The organism is Streptomyces sp. 8N114 (assembly GCF_052245835.1).
GTDB lineage: Bacteria > Actinomycetota > Actinomycetes > Streptomycetales > Streptomycetaceae > Streptomyces.
Genome location: NZ_JBQQBT010000005.1, coordinates 112,596 through 131,847, shown reverse-complemented (window position 1 = coordinate 131,847; position 19,252 = coordinate 112,596). Strand labels below are relative to the sequence as shown.

General features: G+C 72.0%; 15 protein-coding genes. 13 read left to right on the top strand and 2 right to left on the bottom strand.

The annotated features are described in order from the left end of the window. Window positions 1–1,104 (bottom strand): sialidase family protein, encoded by a 1,104-nt coding sequence (locus tag ACTWQF_RS13465; protein ID WP_443279581.1) that lies wholly within the window; start codon window positions 1,102–1,104, stop codon window positions 1–3. A 404-nt stretch (window positions 1,105–1,508) separates the two neighbouring features. Between ACTWQF_RS13465 and ACTWQF_RS13460 the strand changes: the two genes are divergently transcribed. The 11 genes from ACTWQF_RS13460 to ACTWQF_RS13410 all read left to right on the top strand — a co-directional run bounded on the left by ACTWQF_RS13460 (window position 1,509) and on the right by ACTWQF_RS13410 (window position 17,082). Beyond that, on the top strand, window positions 1,509–1,715 hold the full coding sequence (locus ACTWQF_RS13460) for a hypothetical protein (protein WP_443279580.1): 207 nt from the start codon (window positions 1,509–1,511) through the stop codon (window positions 1,713–1,715). Window positions 1,716–1,937: 222 nt separating this feature from the next. Next, window positions 1,938–2,744: an HlyD family efflux transporter periplasmic adaptor subunit gene (locus ACTWQF_RS13455; RefSeq protein WP_443279579.1), complete on the top strand. Its 807-nt coding sequence runs from the start codon at window positions 1,938–1,940 to the stop codon at window positions 2,742–2,744. 197 nt (window positions 2,745–2,941) lie between these two features. Continuing rightward, window positions 2,942–5,059, top strand: coding sequence for an NHLP family bacteriocin export ABC transporter peptidase/permease/ATPase subunit (locus ACTWQF_RS13450; protein WP_443279837.1), 2,118 nt, complete (start codon window positions 2,942–2,944; stop codon window positions 5,057–5,059). Between the two features lie 10 nt (window positions 5,060–5,069). Further along, window positions 5,070–8,066 (top strand): NHLP bacteriocin export ABC transporter permease/ATPase subunit, encoded by a 2,997-nt coding sequence (locus ACTWQF_RS13445; protein ID WP_443279578.1) that lies wholly within the window; start codon window positions 5,070–5,072, stop codon window positions 8,064–8,066. Between the two features lie 148 nt (window positions 8,067–8,214). Then, on the top strand, window positions 8,215–9,297 hold the full coding sequence (locus ACTWQF_RS13440) for a substrate-binding domain-containing protein (protein WP_443279577.1): 1,083 nt from the start codon (window positions 8,215–8,217) through the stop codon (window positions 9,295–9,297). A 198-nt stretch (window positions 9,298–9,495) separates the two neighbouring features. Next, on the top strand, window positions 9,496–10,848 hold the full coding sequence (locus ACTWQF_RS13435) for an ABC transporter substrate-binding protein (protein ID WP_443279576.1): 1,353 nt from the start codon (window positions 9,496–9,498) through the stop codon (window positions 10,846–10,848). Next, window positions 10,845–11,879, top strand: a complete 1,035-nt coding sequence (locus ACTWQF_RS13430) for a carbohydrate ABC transporter permease (RefSeq protein WP_443279575.1) — start codon at window positions 10,845–10,847, stop codon at window positions 11,877–11,879. Before ACTWQF_RS13435 ends, ACTWQF_RS13430 begins: the two co-directional genes overlap by 4 nt. Beyond that, a complete protein-coding gene (locus ACTWQF_RS13425) occupies window positions 11,876–12,748 on the top strand; it encodes a carbohydrate ABC transporter permease (protein WP_443279574.1) in 873 nt (290 codons plus the stop codon). The genes ACTWQF_RS13430 and ACTWQF_RS13425 overlap by 4 nt, the downstream gene beginning before the upstream one ends. Window positions 12,749–12,795: 47 nt before the next feature. Further along, a complete protein-coding gene (locus ACTWQF_RS13420; protein ID WP_443279573.1) occupies window positions 12,796–13,806 on the top strand; it encodes a hydroxyacid dehydrogenase in 1,011 nt (336 codons plus the stop codon). A gap of 8 nt (window positions 13,807–13,814) precedes the next feature. Then, window positions 13,815–15,734, top strand: coding sequence for a DUF2264 domain-containing protein (locus tag ACTWQF_RS13415; RefSeq protein ID WP_443279836.1), 1,920 nt, complete (start codon window positions 13,815–13,817; stop codon window positions 15,732–15,734). A gap of 64 nt (window positions 15,735–15,798) precedes the next feature. After that, window positions 15,799–17,082: an MFS transporter gene (locus ACTWQF_RS13410; protein WP_443279572.1), complete on the top strand. Its 1,284-nt coding sequence runs from the start codon at window positions 15,799–15,801 to the stop codon at window positions 17,080–17,082. A gap of 13 nt (window positions 17,083–17,095) precedes the next feature. Here the strand turns inward: ACTWQF_RS13410 and ACTWQF_RS13405 are convergent, their stop codons facing one another. Next, window positions 17,096–17,341 (bottom strand): hypothetical protein, encoded by a 246-nt coding sequence (locus ACTWQF_RS13405; RefSeq protein WP_443279571.1) that lies wholly within the window; start codon window positions 17,339–17,341, stop codon window positions 17,096–17,098. Window positions 17,342–17,449: 108 nt separating this feature from the next. Here ACTWQF_RS13405 and map point away from each other — a divergent pair, with 108 nt between their 5' ends. Next, entirely contained in the window at window positions 17,450–18,307 is an 858-nt protein-coding gene (map, locus tag ACTWQF_RS13400) for a type I methionyl aminopeptidase (protein WP_443279570.1), read from the top strand. 153 nt (window positions 18,308–18,460) lie between these two features. Continuing rightward, window positions 18,461–19,162, top strand: a complete 702-nt coding sequence (locus tag ACTWQF_RS13395; RefSeq protein ID WP_443279569.1) for a biliverdin-producing heme oxygenase — start codon at window positions 18,461–18,463, stop codon at window positions 19,160–19,162. Window positions 19,163–19,252 lie beyond the last annotated feature (90 nt).

The following is a 19,252-nucleotide window of genomic DNA, read 5'->3' as shown; positions in this document are numbered from 1 at the left end:
TCAGGCGAGCTCCGTCACGGGGATGCGGCGGAAGGTGAGGGTCTCGTAGGCGCTGGCCTGGCCCGTCTCGAAGAGGAGGCCCACGGTCTTCTCGTCCACGCGTACCAGATCGGAGTAGGCGGCGCGCCGCTCGTCCACGGCGTGTGCCTCGCGCCAGGTGGCGCCGCCGTCCGTGCTGGCCCGTACGGACATGCGGTAGCGGGTGTCGGGGCGTGAGGGTGCGGAGAAGAGGAGGACGTCGGGGTCGCGGAGCTGGAGGACGGAGGCTTGGACGACCGGTGCTGTGAGGCCGTCCTGAGGGCTGAAGGGGGCTGTGAGGGTTTCGCCGCCATCGGTGGAGCGGGCATCGGCGCGGTGGGCGGGGGCTTCGGAGTCGTTGCGGGTGTTGAAGTAGACGGTGCCGTCGGGGAGTTCGGCGGCCGTGGTCTCGTTGACGTTGACCCAGCCGTCCGGGTTGTCGTCCACGTAGCCGATGCGCCAGTTGGCGCCGCCGTCGTCGCTGAGCAGGTCGTGGCCGCCGTTGTAGCGGCCCTCGGTGCCGTCGTCGCCGGGCTCTGTGGGCGGGGTGGAGTGGTTGGCGGGGACCAGGATCCGGCCGGAGGCCAGCTGGAGGGCGTGCCCCGGCGTGGTGGCGTACCAGCGCCAGTCGGCTTTCTTGACCGTGGCGGTGATCTCACGGGGCGCGCTCCACGAGGCGCCGTGGTCGTCGCTGAACTGCACCCAGACACGGCGTCCTTCGGCGTCGCCGACCTCGCCGCGCCGGATGCGTTCCTCGGTGGCGTCGGCCGCGCTGCGTACGAAGACGAGGAGGATGCGGCCGTCGGCGAGGGTGACGGGGGCCGGGTTGCCCGCCGTGCCCTTGACCGCGCCGTCGCCGTCCTCGTCGCTGTAGCGGGCCACGACGGTCAGGGGGCCCCAGTTGCGGCCCCCGTCCGTGGAGCGTTTGAGGACGAGGTCGATGGCTCCGCTGTCCTCGACGGAGTCGACCCGGCCCTCGGCGAAGGCGAGAAGGGCGCCGTCGGACGCGCGGACGGCGGCGGGGATCCGGAAGCTGGCGTAGCCCTCGCTCCCGGCACGGAACGGTACGGAACTCTCGTACGGCATCGAGCGATTCCCAACTGCCGGAGGTAGAACGTCCCTTGTCCTGGGGCGCACGGTAGGCAGCCCGCAGAGAGCCGTCAAGAACGTGCGGCGTGAACGTGCGGCCGGAGCGAGGGGCCGCAACACGGCAGTAACGCGCGGCACAAAGGCGTCGAGCGTGTGCTGATTCTTCACCAGGCAGTGCACCATGTGGAGATCTTGAGACGAGTAGGCCCTCAAGTGGCGGACGGCTGCACCGGCGTGTTTCGCTCTTCGAGCAGTCGGGCGGAACGACCGCTACCGGTTCCGAATTCGTCCGGTTTTCCGGGTGTGCCCACGCCCGGCTGATGAGCGCCCCGATCGGCATTTCACGCCGCCTGGGGCGAGTCCCCCTCATAATCCCGAAAGCAATGAAGGGAAGCGCATTTATGCGTCACCAGATCGAGACCGCTGAGCTTGCCGACACCGAGCTGGACGCCGTTTCCGGCGGCGTTCTGGCCGAGCACGTGGGCGACGCCGCCTCCACCATCGGCGGCGTCGAGGGCCTGGTCGCCAGCACCGTGCCCGGCGTCAGCACCCAGGCTGTCCCCAGCAGCGGTGCCTCGTTCAGCGCCGGCGCCTCGGCCAGTGCCTGAGCAACTGCTCTGAATCCAGGTGTCATCGACTGACTCTTCACGTCGTTGACTGACACTTTTCTCCGCGCCCTCCCGGAAGTGCTCGCAATTCCTGGGCGCGGAGACCAGACATAAGCCCCGGAACCTCGTTCCGGGGCTTATGTGTTACGGTCATGCGCCGTTGCCGCCACATGGGTGACGGGCTACAGGCCAAAGCGTGAAGGAAAGGTAAGGAAAGGTGACGTGGAGTTCCGGCAAAAGGCGCTTGCCAAGCTGCAATCGCCCGAAGAACTCGACGTTCCGGTACGTTTTGCACGGCCGCAGGGCCTTCTCGTACTCGTCGTCACACTTGTGGTGATGGCGGCGGGCTGCGTCTGGGCCGTCACCGGCACGGTGTCGTCCAAGCTCACCGCGCCCGGCGTCCTCACCCATACGGGGGGCAGTTACCTCCTCCAGAGCCCCGTCGCGGGGCAGGTGACCGCCGTGCACGCCAAGCCGGGGCAGCAGGTCGAGAAGGACGCGCCCGTGGTGAGCGTGCGCACCGACCGGGGCCTGCGTGCGGTGCGCGCGGTGGCACGCGGCCGGGTCAGCTCCCTGGCCGCCGAGGTCGGCTCCGTGGTCACCACCGGAGCGGACGTGGCGACCGTGGAGCGCATCAAGAGCCCCGACGATCCGCTGGTGGCGATGGTCTACGTCCCCGCGGACAAGGGCGGGACGTTGCGGGTGGGCGCGACCGTGGACCTGACCGTCGGCTCCGTGTCCACGGACCGGTACGGACTGCTGCGCGGCACCGTGCAGGCCATCGGGCAGGCCCCGCAGACCCGGCAGCAGATCAGCGGCTTCCTGGGAGACAAGGACTTGGCACAGCAGTTCACCCGCCAGGGCCGGCCGCTGGCGGTCCAGGTGCGGCTCAAGCGCTCGTCGGCCACCAAGTCCGGGTACGTCTGGTCCCGCAAGGGAGGGCCGCCGTCCGCGCCCGGGTCCGCGACGCCGGTGAGCGGCGCCGTCCACCTCGCCGCACAGCGGCCCGTCGACTGGCTGCTGCCGTGACCGCGGAGCAGCAACAACAGCAGCGGCAACAGCACCGCCGTCGGCACCGCTCCCGCTCGGCCCCTTCCCCAGCGCCCACCCCCACCGCGCGCAGGCCGAAAGGCGGATCCAAAGCGCGGGCCAAAGGGACCGGAGCGGGGCCCAAGGCCGCACCCGAACGCGGCTACAAGAGCGTGCGTACCCCCACCGTGCTCCAGATGGAGGCCGTCGAGTGCGGTGCCGCCGCGCTCGCCATGGTGCTGGGCCACTACGGACGGCACGTACCGCTGGAGGAGCTGCGTATCGCCTGCGGCGTCTCCCGGGACGGCTCACGGGCCAGCAGCCTGCTGAAGGCGGCCCGCGGCTACGGGCTGACGGCCAAGGGCATGCAGATGGAGCCCGCGGCACTGGCCGAGGTACGCACACCGGCCGTCCTGTTCTGGGAGTTCAACCACTACGTCGTCTTCGACGGCCTCGGCCGGCGCTTCGGCCGCCGCGGCGTGCACATCAACGACCCGGCGCGGGGGCGCAGGTTCGTGCCCATGGAGGAGTTCGACACCTCCTTCACCGGTGTGGTGCTGACCTTCGCCCCGTCCGAGGATTTCCGGCGCGGCGGCAGCAGGCCGAGCGTCACCGGGGCGCTGCCCGCGCGGCTGCGCGGCACCTCGGGCGCGATGCTGGCGGCGCTGGTGGCCAGCTTCCTGCTGGTGGTCGTCGGCGCCTCGGTGCCCGCGCTGAGCCGCACCTACATCGACACCTTCGTCTTCGGCGGCCAGGACTCGCTGCTGGACGTGCTGTTCGCGGCGATGGGCGCCACCGTGCTGCTCACCGGTGTGCTGACCGCGCTCCAGCAGGGCAATCTGCTGCATGCCCGGCTCATCTCCTCCACGCTCAGCAGCGCCCGGTTCCTGCGGCATCTGCTGCGGCTGCCGGTCACCTTCTTCTCGCAGCGCAACCCGGCCGATCTCGTACAGCGCCTGCAGTCCAACGACACGGTGGCCGAGACACTGGCCAGGGACCTGGCGGCGGCGGGCGTGGACGCGGTGGTCGTCGTCGGGTATGCGGTGCTGCTGTGGACCTACGACCCGCAACTCACCCTCGTCGGCGTGGGGATCGCGCTGCTGAACGTGGTGGCGATGCGGGTGGTCATCCGGCTGCGGGCCACCGGGACGCAGAAGCTGCGCGCCGACCGGGCCAAGCTCACCAACACCTCCTACAGCGGCCTCCAGCTCATCGAGACGATGAAGGCGACGGGCGGCGAGAACGGGTACTTCCGCCGCTGGGCGGGCCAGCACGCCACGACGCTGGACGTACAGCAGCGGCTCGGGGTGCCGAGCGCCGCGCTGGCGGTCGTCGCGCCGACGCTGGCCACGCTCAACAGCGCCATGATTCTGCTGATCGGCGGGTCGCGCGCGGTGGAGGGCGCCATCACCGCTGGGCTGCTGGTCGCCTTCCAGGCACTGGTCACCAGCTTCACCGCGCCGCTGACCCGGCTGAACTCGGTGGCGGGCCGCATCCAGGACTTCGCCGCGGACGTCACCCGGCTGAAAGACGTGGAGACCTTCCCCGCCGACCCGCTCTACACCCGGCGCGAACCGCCCGCCAGCACCCGGCGGCTGGCCGGGCACGTGACGCTGACGAACGTCACCTTCGGCTACAACCCGCTGGACAAGCCGCTGCTCACCGGGCTGTCGCTGGCCGTAGGGCCGGGCCGGCAGATCGCGCTGGTCGGCGGCTCCGGCAGCGGCAAGTCCACCGTCTCCCGGCTGCTCGCGGGCCTGTACACGCCCTGGGAAGGGGTCATCCGCATCGACGGGCAGCGGCTGGAGGACCTGCCGCGCGGCGCGCTGGCGGCCTCCGTCTCCTTCGTCGACCAGGACGTGTTCCTCTTCGAGGGCACCGTGCGGGACAACGTGGCGCTGTGGGACCCGTCCATCTCCGACGACGCGGTGGAGGAGGCGCTGCGGGACGCGGCGCTGTACGAGGACGTCGCGCGGCGCCCCGGTGGCCTGCACAGCCGCGTCGAGCAGGACGGCCGCAACTTCTCCGGCGGCCAGCGGCAGCGCCTGGAGATCGCCCGCGCGCTGGTACGGCGGCCCAGCATCCTGGTACTCGACGAGGTGACCAGCGCGCTGGACGCCGAGACCGAGGCCGTCATCATCGACAACCTGCGACGCCGCGGCTGCGCCTGCGTGGTGATCGCGCACCGGCTGAGCACCGTACGGGACAGCGACGAGATCGTGGTGCTGGACCGCGGCACCGTCGTGGAGCGGGGGCGGCACGAGCAACTGCTCGCCGCGCAGGGCCCGTACGCCCGACTGGTCAAGGAGCACTGAGGAACTTCAGGTGACGTACGCGCATCCGCCCCAAGGCGTGCAGCCCGCTCATCCCGCGAGCGATGTGGTGGTCGCCCACTTCGGGCAGCTCGGCGAGGCGGTGACCCACGCGCCGGGCAGCGGCCTGGCCCTGGAGGGGCCGCAGGTGCTGTGGCTGGTCGCCGAGGGCGCGATGGACGTGTTCGCGGTGGACGCCGCGGGGCAGGGCCACTGGCACTTCCTGGGCCGGCTGGAGGCGGGCACCCTGCTGCTCGGCCCCGTTCAGGGTCCCCGGCACACCCTGGTCGGACGCCCCGTACGGGGCGGAGTGCTGCGCCGGATACCACTGTGGGAACTGTTCCGGCAGCACACCCAGGGGGGCTACCAGGGCTACGGCGACGCGGGCGCTTACGACACGGGGGGCTATCCCGTGTACGACACCGGCTCCTATCCGGCGTACGACACGGGCTCGCACCCGGTGTACGACACCGGCTCGTACCCCGTGTACGACACCGGCTCGCACCCGGCGTACGGCGGGCAGGCCGATCCCTGGGGCCAGGCGGCCGCGCTCGGGCCGCTGGAGGACGCGTTCGCGCGGGGCGTCGGGCGCGGGCTGCGGGTGCTGTTCGAGGCGCCGTTGGACGGGCAGCCCGGACACGAGGGGCACGGGGGCCATGAGGCGCCCGCGACCGACGACGACATCCTGTGGATGCCCATAGCGCCGGGCAGCGTGCGGTACGGCAGCTCGACCGAGCTGCTGATCGACGGTACGACCTGGCAGCTCATGGTCGACCAGCTCGCCCGGCTGCTGTTCACCCTGGACCGCTGGATCGAGCGGCTGGAGAGCGCCCACGAGGACCGTACGGCGGCGGGCATGGAGGCGGGCGAGACCGTCCGTGCCGAGGCCGACGAGGCGCTGCTGGCGGCAATCGACAAGTCCGCGCGCAGCGGCACCGGAGGGCAGGGGTCGGACGACAGCACGGTCGCCGTGTGCCGCGCAGTCGCCGAGGCGGCCGGAGTCACGCTTCGGCTGCCTCCGGAAGGGCTCACCTCGGACGACCGGATGGACCCCGTCGAGCGTCTCGCCCTCACCTCCGGGCTGCGCACCCGTCCGGTGAAGCTGTCGGGCGACTGGTGGAAGGAGAACACCGGCCCGCTGGTGGGCTACCGCGCCGCGAGCGGTGCGCCGGTGGCGCTGCTGTGGCGGCGCGGCCGGTACGAGGCGGTACAGCCCGGCAGCGGCAGCCGGTGGCGGCTGGGCAACGCGAACGCCAGTACCCTCGCCCCTCGCGCCGTGATGTTCTACCGGCCGCTGCCCGAACAGCCGCTGTCAGCACGGCGACTGCTGCGCTTCGCACTGCACGGTGCCCGCGGGGACCTGCTCACCCTCGTGCTGAGCGGGCTCGTCGCGGTCGGCCTCGGCGCGCTGGTGCCGGTGGCCACCGGGCAGGTGCTCGGCGAGTACGTGCCCAACGCCGAGAAGGGCCTCATCGTGCAGGCCGCCGCGGCGATCGTGGGCACGGCCGTGGTGGCGGCGGCGTTCATGCTGCTGCAGAACACCGCGCTGCTCCGGCTGGAGGGACGCATCGAGGCCAGCCTGCAGCCGGCGGTGTGGGACAGGCTGCTGCGGCTGCCGACGCGGTTCTTCGCCCAGCGCTCCACCGGGGAGCTGGCCAGCGCCGCCATGGGAGTCAGCGCCATCAGACGGGTGCTGTCGGGGATCAGCTCGATCGTCGTACAGTCCGGCACGGTTGCCGCGGTCAACCTGGTGCTGCTGCTGGCCTACAGCGTGCCCCTCGCCCTGGCGGCGCTCGGCGTGCTGGCGGTGGTCGCATCGGTGTTCGCCGCCACCGGGCTGTGGCAGCTGCGCTGGCAGCGGCGCCTGGTCAAGCTCAACAACAAGCTGAACAACCAGGCGTTCCAGACCCTACGTGGGCTGCCGAAGCTGCGCGTCGCGGCGGCCGAGTCCTTCGCGTACGCGGCCTGGGCGCAGGAGTTCGCCCGCAGCCGGGAGCTGCAGCGGCGCGCCGGGCGCATCCGCAATCTGAGCACGGTCGTCAACGCCGTCTATCTGCCGCTGGCGACGCTGCTGCTGTTCGTCCTGCTGGCCGGCCCCGCACGGGGCGCGCTCTCCCCGAGCGGGTTCCTCACCTTCACCACGGCCATGACGATGCTGCTGACGTCCGTCACCCAGCTGACCAACGCGCTCATCTCGTGCGCCGCCGTGCTGCCGATGTACGAGCAGATCAAGCCGGTGCTGCACGAGCTGCCCGAGGTGCGGAGCGGCAGCGTGCAGCCGGGTACGCTCGCGGGCGCACTGGAGGCACGGGACGTCACCTTCCGCTACTCCGAGGACGGGCCGCTGGTGCTGGACGGTGTCTCCTTCCGGATCGAGCCGGGGGAGTTCGTGGCTATCGTGGGGGCGAGCGGTTGCGGCAAGTCGACGCTGCTGCGGCTGCTGATCGGCTTCGACCGGCCCACCTCGGGCGAGGTCCGCTACGACGGGCAGGACCTCGCCGCCCTCGACCAGGCGTCCGTGCGCCGCCAGTGCGGCGTCGTGCTCCAGAACGCCCAGCCGCACGCCGGCTCCATCCTGGAGTGCATCTGCGGAGCGGAGACCTTCCCGCTGGAGGAGGTGTGGGAGGCGGCGCGGATGGCGGGGGTGGCCGACGACATCAAGGCCATGCCCATGGGCATGCACACCATGCTCTCCGACGGCGGCGGCACCGTCTCCGGCGGCCAGCGGCAGCGCCTGATGATCGCCCAGGCGCTGGTGCGCCGCCCCCGGCTGCTCTTCTTCGACGAGGCGACCAGCGCGCTGGACAACGAGACGCAGCGGGTGGTCACCGAGTCCACCCGGGAGCTCCGCGCCACCCGGGTCGTCATCGCCCACCGGCTGTCCACCGTCCTGGACGCGGACCGGGTCATCGTCATGTCCGAGGGCCGCGTCGTGCAGCAGGGCGCCCCTGCGACGCTGCTGGCCGACACGGGAGGGCTCTTCCACGAGTTGGTGCGACGCCAGCGGTAGTTGGAGGGGGGACCTCTTTCCCACCACAACGGTGCGCCACCACCGAGGCGAGGGTCCGGCGGAAGGAGCGGCGGCCCTCACCGGAACGTTCGCCGCGCAAGGCTTTCCGTATCGTAGGGGGAAACGGTCAAACGAAAGGGTTACCGCCGTGCGCGAGGGGGCCGCCGTGAGGCGGGAGAGGGTGCTGGAGGCGGTCCGTACGCGGGGCGAGGTGCGGGTGACGCAGCTGGCCGCCGAGCTGGATGTGTCGGTGGTGACGCTGCGCCGCGATGTGGAAGAGCTGGCGCGGCTGGGGCAGTTGCGGCGGGGGCACGGGGTGGCGCGCTCGCTCTCGCCGGTGCCGGCGCGGCACGACGCCTCGGCGCCGGCAGTGGGGCTGATCATTCCGGAGAACCACTCCTATCTGTTCGAGGCGGTGCGCGGCGCACGGGACGCGCTGGAGGCGGCCGGCGTCCGGATGGCCCTGCACATCGCCCCGCACCAGCCCGGCGCCGAGCGGGCGATGGCCCGGCAGGCGGTGCAGCAGGGGGTGCGCGGACTGCTGGTCTCGCCGCGCTGGCACACCGCCAACTCCGCGGTGCAGGACGAGGAATGGCTGGCCGAACTCGCTGTCCCCGCCGTCCTGATGGAGCGCCGCCCGCCCTGTGGCTCGCCGCTGCACGCCCACGACTCGGTCCGCAGCGACCACTGGTACGGCGCCCATCTCGCGCTGGACCACCTGGTGTCGCTGGGGCACCGCCGCATCGTGCTCGCTGCCCGGGACGACAGCCCCACGGCGCGTACGCTCCGGGCCGCATTCGCGCAGATCGCGAGCGAGCGGCAGGAGGTGGCACGGTGGGCGGTGGTGCTCAGCGCGGGCCGGGGCGAGGGCGCGGAACGGCGCCCGGAGCCGGTCGTCGATCTGCCCGCGGTGCTGCGTGAGCACGGGGCGACGGCCGCCGTACTGCACGCGGACGTGGACGCGCTGATGCTGGTGCAGCAGTTGCGCGAGCAGGGCGTACGGGTGCCGGAGGACTGTTCGGTGGTGGCGTACGACGATGTGGTGGCGGCGCTGGGCAGTCCGCCGCTGACGGCCGTGGCGCCGCCGAAGGAGGAGATCGGCCGGGCGGCTGCCGAACTGCTGCTGCGCCGGCTGCACCATCCCCGGGGCGCGGCGCCGGAGGCGGTACGCCGGATCGAGTTGTTGCCGGAGCTGAAGGTGCGGGGCTCCACGGCGGAGGTCGCGCGGTGACGGATGCGGGCTGACGGGCTGGCCGATGAGGGCCGACAGCTGACCCACGGGGGCCGCGGGCTCCCTCTCCGGGGGGCAACTCCCGTCCTCGCACGATCGTTTGACCGTTTTATTTTCCCCTGATCGATCCATTGACCCCCTTCGTTCGAGCGATCAGGATGCGGATGTCCCCCTCCTCCCGCGAAGGAGGCATCCACCGTGCACGGCCGCCGTATCCCACGGTTCATCCGCACCGCGCTGACCGCCCTCGCCGCGCTCCCTCTCCTGCTGACCGCCGCCTGCACCGGCGGCGGTGCCACGGCCACCGGAGCCGGCGCCGAGGCGGCGGGCAAAGGTCCCGTCCACCTCACCTTCTGGTCCGCGCTGCGCGGCAGTCAGGAGGTGGTGGACGCCTACAACAAGAGCCAGCGCCGCGTCCACGTCGACTTCCAGCAGATCCCCGCAGGCAACCAGGGCGGGTACGCCAAGCTGAGCAACGCGGCCCGGGCCGGCAACGCGCCCGACGTCGCCACCCTCGAATACCCGCAGGTCCCCGGCTTCGCCATCGACGGAGTCGCCCGCGACATCACGCCCCTGGTCAGTGAACGGCTGCGCAAGAAGCTCCTGCCGCAGGCGCTGGCACTGACCACGTTCGAGGGCCGCACCTTCAGCGTGCCGCTGGACGTGGAGCCGATGGTCTTCCTCTACCGCCGCGACCTGTTCAAGAAGCACGACATCGCCGTACCGCGCACCTGGGCCCAGTTCGAGAAGGCGGCGCGGCAGATCAAGCGTGCGGCTCCCGGCTCGCGTATCGCCACCTGCCCCACCGACGGCGGCACCCAACTGGCGAGCTGGGCCTGGCAGGCGGGAGCGCGCTGGTTCGACACCCGCGACGGGACCTGGACCGTCTCCATGACGGACGAGCCGACCCGGAAGGTGGCCGCGTACTGGCAGCGGCTGATCGACCAGAAGCTGGTCTTCCTCAACTCCGTGGACACCCAGGAGGGTTCGGCACAGGTCGGCAGGGGCGAGGTCTTCGGCAAGCTGGCCGGCGCCTGGGACGCGGGCGGGACGATGTCCTCCCAGCCGGGCCAGAAGGGCAAATGGGGGGTGGCCCCGATGCCCCAGTGGGACCCGGCTCATCCGCACGTCGGCACGCACGGCGGCTCCACGTTCGCCATCACCAAGGACAGCCGGCACCCGAAGGAGGCCATGGACTTCATCGAGTGGCAGGTCTCCAGCCCCGAAGCGCTCAAGGCCCGGCTCTCCAGCGGGATCAGCAGCCAGTATCCGGCCGCGACCGGGCTGGTGCCCGTCGCCCGGAAGGCGATGGACACCAGCTTCTTCGCCGGCCAGGACATCTACGCCCTCTTCCGGCGCGAGGCCGGCCACATCTCCGGGCAGTGGAAGTGGGGCCCGCGGATGACGGCCACCCTCAAGACCGTCCAGGACCGGCTGGCCCGCGTCGGCGAAGGGGAGGGCACCGTGCTGGAGGCGTTGCGCGCGGGCCAGCGCGCGACGATGCCGGACCTGAAGTCCCTCGGGCTGAACGCGCGGGAGGGGTCCCGATGAGCGCGACCGCCGTTCCGGAGACGGGACCGGGCGCGGGCACGGATGCCGGCACCGGCGCCGGCGCCCGCCCCGCCGCCGTCCCGCAGAGCAGGGCACGCCGCACCGCACGGCGGCGGGAACTGGGCGCCTGTGCCGCGCTGATGACGCCGTTCTTCGTGCTGCTGGTCGTCGTCTTCCTGGTGCCGGTGGGCGGTGCGGTGTGGCTCAGCTTCTTCCAGGACGACCAGCCCGGGCTCGGCTTCGGCCCGGAGCGCACCGTCTTCGCCGGGCTGCGCAGCTACCGGGCCGTGCTCTCCGACCCCACCTTCCTCGCGGGCCTGGGCACCACCGCGCTCTACTGTCTGGTCTACCTCCCGCTGATGGTGGTGCTGGCGCTCGCGCTGGCGCTGCTGCTGGACTCGGGGGCGGCGCGGCTGCGGCGGACGGCACAGCTGGCGCTGTTCCTGCCGCACGCGGTGCCCGGCATCATCGCCGCCGTCATCTGGCTGTACCTGTACACGCCGGGTCTGAGCCCGGTCGTCGAGGCGCTGGGCAAGGCCGACATCACCGTCGACTTCCTCGGTGCGGACACCGTCCTGCCGTCCGTCGTGAACATCGCGATGTGGAGCAACCTCGGCTACAACGTGGTCATCTTCTACGCGGCTCTGCAGGCCGTGCCGCGCGAGCTGACGGAGGCCGCGCTGGTGGACGGCGCCGGACCGGTCCGTACCGCGCTGCAGATCAAGGTGCCGCTGGTGCGTGCGTCCGCCGTGATGGTGGCGATGTTCACGCTGATCTGGTCGCTCCAGCTGTTCACCGAACCGATGCTGATCAGCCAGACCACGCCGGTGGTCGGCAGCCGCTACACGCCGAACATGTACATCTACGACGCCGCCTTCACCCGGAACAACTACGGCCTGGCAGCCGCCGCCTCGGTGGTCGTGCTCGCCGTCACCGTCGCGCTGTCGTACGGGCTGAGCCGGTGGAGCAACCGTACGGGGGCGGGTGGCGGGGGCTCCGCGGACGTCGCGGCAGAGGAGGATTCCCGATGAGTGCCACCGCTTCCGCGGCTCCGCGCGCGACGCGGCCCCGGCTGCTGGGACGGACCGCCGTCAACGCCGTCGTCGGACTGTCCGTCCTCTACACCCTGCTGCCGGTGCTGTGGCTGCTGCTGGCCGCCGCCAAGAACCGGGACGCGCTCTTCCGCAGCGACCTGCTCTCGCTGGGCGACTTCTCGCTCGCCGACAACCTCTCCACGCTGTTCGCCATGGAGGACGGCATCTACGGGCGCTGGTACGTCAACAGCCTGCTGTACGCGGTGCTGGGCGCGGCGCTGGGCTCCATGGTGAGCGTCGCGTGCGGGTACGCCTTCGACAAGTACCGCTTCCGCGGCAAGGAGAAGCTGTTCGGGCTGGTGCTGGCGGGCGTCATGGTGCCGCCCACCGTGCTGGCGCTCCCGCTGTATCTGATGGCGTCGAAGGTGGGGGTGGTGAACACCTTCTGGTCGGTGTTCATCCCCGTGCTGTTCAATCCCTTCGGGGTGTATCTGGGGCGGGTCTTCAGCCAGGGATACGTCCCCGACGAGGTGCTGGAGGCCGCCCGGGTGGACGGCGCGGGCGAGCTGGCGTCCTACTTCCGGGTCGCGTTGCGGATGCTGGGGCCCGGGGTGGTGACGGTGTTCCTCTTCCAGCTCACCGCGATCTGGAACAACTTCTTCCTGCCCATGGTGATGCTGTCCGACCACTCGCTCTTCCCGGTGAGCCTCGGGCTCTACGTCTGGAACAGCTCCGCTGTGGTGACACCGGACTACTACCCCGTCGTCATAGCGGGCTCCCTGCTGGCCGTCCTCCCCCTGATCGCCGCCTTCGTGCTGCTCCAGCGCTACTGGAAGTCCGGCCTGACCGCGGGCAGCGTGAAGTGAACGAGGGGCTGGACGTGTGCCCCGCACGACAACGAACCAGGAGCCACATGCCCCGCACCAAGCCAGTCGCCGCGCTCGCCATGGACAAGCGGGCGGCGGACGCAGTCGTGAAGCCCTCCGTACGGCGCCGGCTCGGCGAAGTGATCGATCTCGCCGAGCCGGTGCTGACCGACTTCACCACCAAGGCGGCCCGCGAAGTCCTGCACGAGGTGGAGCTCCTGGTCACCGGCTGGGGCTGCCCACCACTGGACGCCGAAGTGCTCGCGTACGCCCCGCGGTTGCGTGCCGTGGCGCACACGGCGGGCAGCGTACGGGGGCACTTCACCCCGGCATGCTGGGCCCGCGGTATCGAGGTCTCCACCGCGGCGGCGGCGAACGCGGCGCCCGTCGCCGAGTACACGGTCGCCATGATCCTGCTGGCGAACAAGCGGGTACTGCCCGCAGCCCGTGCCTACCGGCAGCAGCGCACCCGCGAGGACTGGCTCTTCCCCGACCCGGCCCTGGGCAACTACCGCCGCACCGTGGGCATTCTGAGCGCCTCCCTCGTCGGCCGCCGCGTCATGGAACTGCTCCGCGCCCACGATCTGCGGGTCCTCCTCTACGACCCGTACGTCGGGGAAGCCGAGGCGGCGGCGCTCGGTGCGGCCAAGGCGGAGCCGGCCGAACTGTTCGCCGCGTCCGACGTGGTCAGCGTGCACACCCCGCTCCTGGCCGCGACCCGCGGCCTGGTCAGCGGTGAGCTGCTCGCCCGGCTGCGGGACGGCGCAACGCTGATCAACACCGCACGCGGCGCGGTCGTCGACCAGGAAGCGCTCACCGAAGAGCTGCTCAGCGGCCGGATCCACGCGGTGCTGGATGTCACGGAGCCCGAGGCGCTGCCGGTGGACCATCCGCTGTGGGAGTGCGAGAACGCGCTGCTCACCCCGCATCTGGCGGGCTCGCAGGGCAACGAGCTGGACCGGCTGGCGGAGCTGACCCTCCAAGAGGTGCGCCGCTGGGCGGCGGGCGAAGGCTTCGCGCATGCCGTACACCCCGACCGGAAGGAGCTCCTGGCGTGACGGAGCCCATGGCGGCAGGCGCGCCCGGCGTGCTCGGCATACCGCCGCTCGACCACTCCCTCAGTCCCCGTACCGGCTACACCCGCGCCCACTGGGAGGCCGCGGCCGACGGGCTGTTGCGGGCCGCGTGGCGGTGGGCCACCCCGCACGGGGCGCTGCTGGATCTGCCGGGGCGGCCCTCCCGCTCCGGCACCCGCTCTGACGGGCTCGAAGGGTATGCGCGGACGTTCCTGGCGGCAGCCTTCCGCACTGCGGGCGGCAACGGCGCCGACCCCGCCGGGCTGCTGGAGCGCTACGCGGAGGGACTGGAGGCGGGCACCCGTACGCCGGGCCGCGAGGATGCCGAGTCGTGGCCGCCGGTCCTCGACTACACCACCGCGGGCCAGCCGATGGTGGAGGCCGCCTCGGTCGCGCTGGGGCTGCGGCTGACCCGGCCGTGGCTGTGGGACCGGCTGGAGGACGCCACCCGGGACCGGGCCGAGGAGTGGCTGCGGGGCGCGCTGCGGAAGACCCCGGCGCCGAACAACTGGTATCTGTTCCCGCTCTCCGTCGCGGGCTTCCTGGAGTCGGTGGGGCGCGGCGACGCGGAGACCGGGGCCGCGATCGAACGGGGGCTGGAGCTGCTGGAGGGCTGGTGGCGGGGCGAGGGGTGGTATGCGGACGGCGACGGCCGCGCCTTCGACCACTACAACGGCTGGGCGCTGCACCTCTATCCGCTGCTGCACGCCCATCTCGCGGGGGACGAGGCGCTGTCGGCCCGCTACGGCCTCCGGCTGCGCGACCATCTGGCCGGCTACGCGCCGATGTTCGGCGGCGACGGCGCCCCGCTGCACTTCGGCCGCTCCCTCACCTACCGCTTCGCCGCCTGCACCGCCGTCGGCCTCGGCGCACTGACCGGGCACACGCCGCTGTCCCCCGGTGTCTCCCGGCGGCTGCTGAGCGGGGCACTGCGCTACTTCCTCGACCGGGGCGCGGTCGGCGACGACGGTCTGCTGACGCTGGGCTGGCACGGCCCGCACGCCGCGACGCTGCAGACGTATTCGGGCCCGGCGTCTCCGTACTGGGCCTCGAAGGGTTTCGTGGCGCTGCTCGTACCGCCCGGCGATCCGCTGTGGACGGCGACCGAGGAGGCCGCACCGAGCGAGGGTCCCGACCGGGCGCTGGCGGTGGCCGCACCGGGGCTGCTTCTCCAGTCGACCGGCAGCGACGGGCTGGTCCGGCTGCACAACCACGGCAGCGACACCGTACGGCCGTGGCAGGGCGAGGTGTTCGAGGAGGAGGACCCGCTGTACGCGCGCTTCGCGTACTCCACAGCCACGGGGCCGACCGCCCGCGACAACCCGCCCGACAACCACCTGGCGCTCCAACTCCCGGCGCGGCCCGGCATCTGGAGCGTACGACGGCGTGTCCACCCGCTGGGCGCCGAATCGGCCGCGGACGGGGAGTGGGGCTGGGCGGCGTCCTGGCACCGGCCCGTCTTCCCGGCCGGCGTACCGGCGCCGCCGTCGCTGCGGGTGGAGAGCGTGACGGTGGTACGCGGACGCTGGGAGGTGCGGGCACACCGGGTGGTGGGCGCTCCCACCGGTACCCGGATCCGGCTCACGGGCTGGGCGGCCGGCGAAGCGCCGGCGACGGATCTGCTGCCGCTCCACGGCCTCACGGCGGCCGACCCGCTGCGGGCCCCGCACGGGACCGCGTACGCGCGGTGGGTGCGGGTGCCGGCGGTGGAGGGAGAGGTGAACGGTACGGGGGTGTGTGTGGCGGCGGCCACGCTGGGCGGCAGCGGCGAGAGCGCTGCCGCGCCGCGGGTGTCCGTGGCCGAGGGAGGTGCGGGGACCCCGGAGGTCGAGGTCGTGTGGGGCGACGGGGGCGGGCGGGTGCGGGTCGGCTTCGATCCGCCGTCGGTCGAGGAGGCCGGGGACGGCTGAGGGGTTGCGGACCGGGCGAAATCCGGTTGCTCCCCCTTGTGCAGGGCCGGAAGGATGCCCCCTCGTGCTTCCGGATCTCTCCCCATGGCGGGAGTCACGCGACTTCCGCATCTTGTGGTCCGCGGGCCTGATCACCACCTTCGGCAGCTTCCTCACGTTCGTCGCGCTGCCCCTCCAGGTGAAGGAGCTGACCGGCTCGGCCGCGGCCGTCGGCGCGCTGGGGGCCGTGGAACTGGTGCCGCTGATCGTGTTCGGGCTGTACGGCGGGGCGCTCGCCGACGCCTTCGACCGGCGCACGCTGATCCTGGGCAGCGAGGCCGCGCTGGGCGCCGTGGCGCTGGGGCTGCTGCTCAACACACTGCTGCCGCACCCGATGGTGTGGCCGCTGTACGTCGCGGCGGCGCTCAGCAGTGCGCTGACCGGCGTCCAGCGGCCGGCGCTGGACGCGATCCTGCCGCGGATCGTCGCACACGCGCAGCTCAGCGCGGCGGCGGCGCTCAACTCGCTGCGCTGGCAGGTGGGTGGCGTCGCCGGACCCGCGGTCGCGGGCATCCTGATCGCCTACGCGGGCCTGGAGACGGCGTACGCCATCGACCTGGCGACATACGCGCTGTCACTCGTGATGGCGCTGCGGCTGGCCGCCTCGCCGCCCGCGCACGACGCCGCGAAGCCGTCGCTGGGCCGGATCTGGGAGGGCGCGCGCTACGCGTGGGGCCGCAAGGAGCTGCTGGGCACATACACGGTGGACATCGTCGCGATGCTGTTCGCGTTCCCGATCGCGCTCTTCCCGTTCCTGGCCGACCAGCTGGACGCGCAGTGGTCGCTGGGCCTGATGTACGCGGCGCTGCCGTTCGGCTCGATGCTGGTGAGTGCGACCAGCGGATGGACGTCGCGGGTGCACAGGCACGGTCTCGCCGTGCTGCTGGCCGCCGCGGGCTGGGGCGCGGCGATGACGGTGGCGGGGGTGGTGCGCAACGTGTGGCTGGTGCTGTTCTTCCTCGTCCTCTCCGGCGCCTTCGACATGATCAGCGGGATCTTCCGCTCGACGATGTGGAACCAGACCATCCCGGACGGGCTGCGCGGCAGGCTCGCCGGAATCGAGCTGCTGTCCTTCTCGGCGGGCCCGCAGCTGGGACAGGTCCGCTCGGGCGGAGTGGCCTCGCTCACCTCCGTCCGTACGTCCGTGTGGTCGGGCGGGCTGGCGTGTGTGGCAGGCGTGGCACTGCTGGCTGCGGCCCTGCCGAAGCTGCTGGCGTACGACGCCCGCACCAGCGAGCACGCACGGGCGGTACGGACGGCCCGGGAGGGCGCGGCAGCACCGGGACGTCCGTCGGGCGGGGAGGGCTGAGCCCGCGCCTCCGTCAGCCGCGGCCCGTGTCGTCTCCCCCGTCGCGTCCCCCGTCGCGGTCGCGCCAGCGCGGGTCGTTCTCCCACTCGGAGGTGCGCTCCCGTGCGGTCTCCAGCGCCTGGGCCGCCTCCTCGCGGCTCGCGTAGGGACCCATCCGGTCCTTGCCCGGCGACTGCGGGCCCTCCTCGACGGTGCCGGTCTCGACGTTGAAGAACCACTCTCCGGGCTTGCCGACCGTCTTGCGCTTGAACAGAGCCATACGAGCATGGTCCCGCACCGGCGCACCGTGCGCAGCCCCCACGGAGGCCCCCGGCCGCAGGCGACCGCGGCCGGAGCGGAGCCGGCGGCCCGGATTAGACTCGCAGACATGTCTGGCCAGTCACTCCTCGTCCCCGGCACGATCTCCCCGCCCCGCGCCGTGCCCGCCTCGATCCCGCGTCCCGAGTACGTCGGCAAACCCGCGCCCACCCCCTACGACGGGCCCGAGGTGCAGGACGCCGAGACGGTGGAGAAGATGCGCGTCGCCGGGCGTATCGCCGCCCGCGCCATGGAAGAGGCGGCCAAGCACATCGCCCCGGGCGTCACCACGGACAAGCTGGACGAGGTGGCACACGCGTACATGATCGACCACGGTGCCTACCCCTCCACGCTGGGCTACCGGCAGTTCCCCAAGTCGCTGTGCACCTCCGTCAACGAGGTGATCTGCCACGGCATCCCCGACTCCACGGTGCTGCGCGACGGCGACATCGTGAACCTGGACGTGACCGCGTACCTCGACGGCGTGCACGGCGACAACAACGCCACCTACCTGTGCGGGGACGTGGACGAGGAGTCGCGGCTGCTGGTGGAGCGGACCCGCGAGGCGCTGAACCGCGCGATCAAGGCCGTCAGGCCGGGCCGCCAGCTCAACATCGTCGGCCGGGTCATCGAGTCGTACGCGAAACGGTTCGGCTACGGCGTGGTCCGCGACTTCACCGGTCACGGCATCAACAGCTCGTTCCACTCCGGGCTGATCGTCCCGCACTACGACGACCCGCGCGCCACCACCGTCATGCGTCCCGGGATGACCTTCACCATCGAGCCGATGCTGACGCTGGGCACCTACGAGTGGGACATGTGGGAGGACGGCTGGACGGTCGTCACCAAGGACCGCAAGCGCACGGCGCAGTTCGAGCACACGCTGGTGGTGACGGAGACCGGCGCGGAGATCCTGACGCTTGCGTAGGGCGCCCGTGGGGTAGTGGGTTTTCCGACAGGGTGTCGGCAACTGCTTGACTTAGGTAAGCCTAAGTAGCAGGATCGCACCGTGTCGGAGCCCCGCACGCCTGCCCCCAGCCTCCGGCCGGGCGGTGCCCCCACGTCCACCCTGGGAGTCAGCTTGTCGTCTGCAGCCCCTTCCCAAGACACCCCGCCTTCCCCCGACACCCCGCCGGACTTCTCCACTCTCATCCGCACCGCGTCCCACCAGCAGCACACCGAGGCCGAGAACTCCTCCTTCATGAGCGAGATGCTCGGCGGCAGGCTCGGCGTGGCGGCGTACACCCGCTACACCGAGCAGCTCTGGTTCATCTACGGCGCGCTGGAAGGCCCCGCCGACAAGCTGACCCACGACCCCGTGGCGGGCCCCTTCGTCCGCGGCGAGCTCTTCCGGCTGCCCGCGCTGGAGCGGGACCTGGCCCATCTGCACGGCGGCACGGCCGACTGGCGCGAGGGTCTCACCCCGCTGCCCGCCACCGCCGCCTACGCGGCCCGGATCGCCGAGCTCGCCCGCGAGTGGCCCGGCGGCTATGTCGCCCACCACTACACCCGCTACCTCGGCGACCTCTCCGGCGGCCAGGTCATCCGCGGCACCGCCGAGAAGACCTGGGGCTTCGCGCGCAAGGGCGACGGGGTCCGGTTCTACGTCTTCGACGCCATCCCCAACCCCGCCGCCTTCAAGCGCGAGTACCGCGCCCTGCTGGACGCCCTCCCCTGCGACGAGCTGGAAAAGCGCCGCATCGTCGAAGAGTGCAAGCACGCTTTCGCTCTGAACACCGCGGTCTTCCGCGAGTTGGGCACCCACTTCCGGCTGAGCGCCTGAGGGTTCTCGGCTGCCGCGGTCCCTTTTGCCGCCGTTCCAGCCGTCGTTCGCCGCCGCCGCACCGATCGCGGCGGCGGCGCCTTGTTCCAT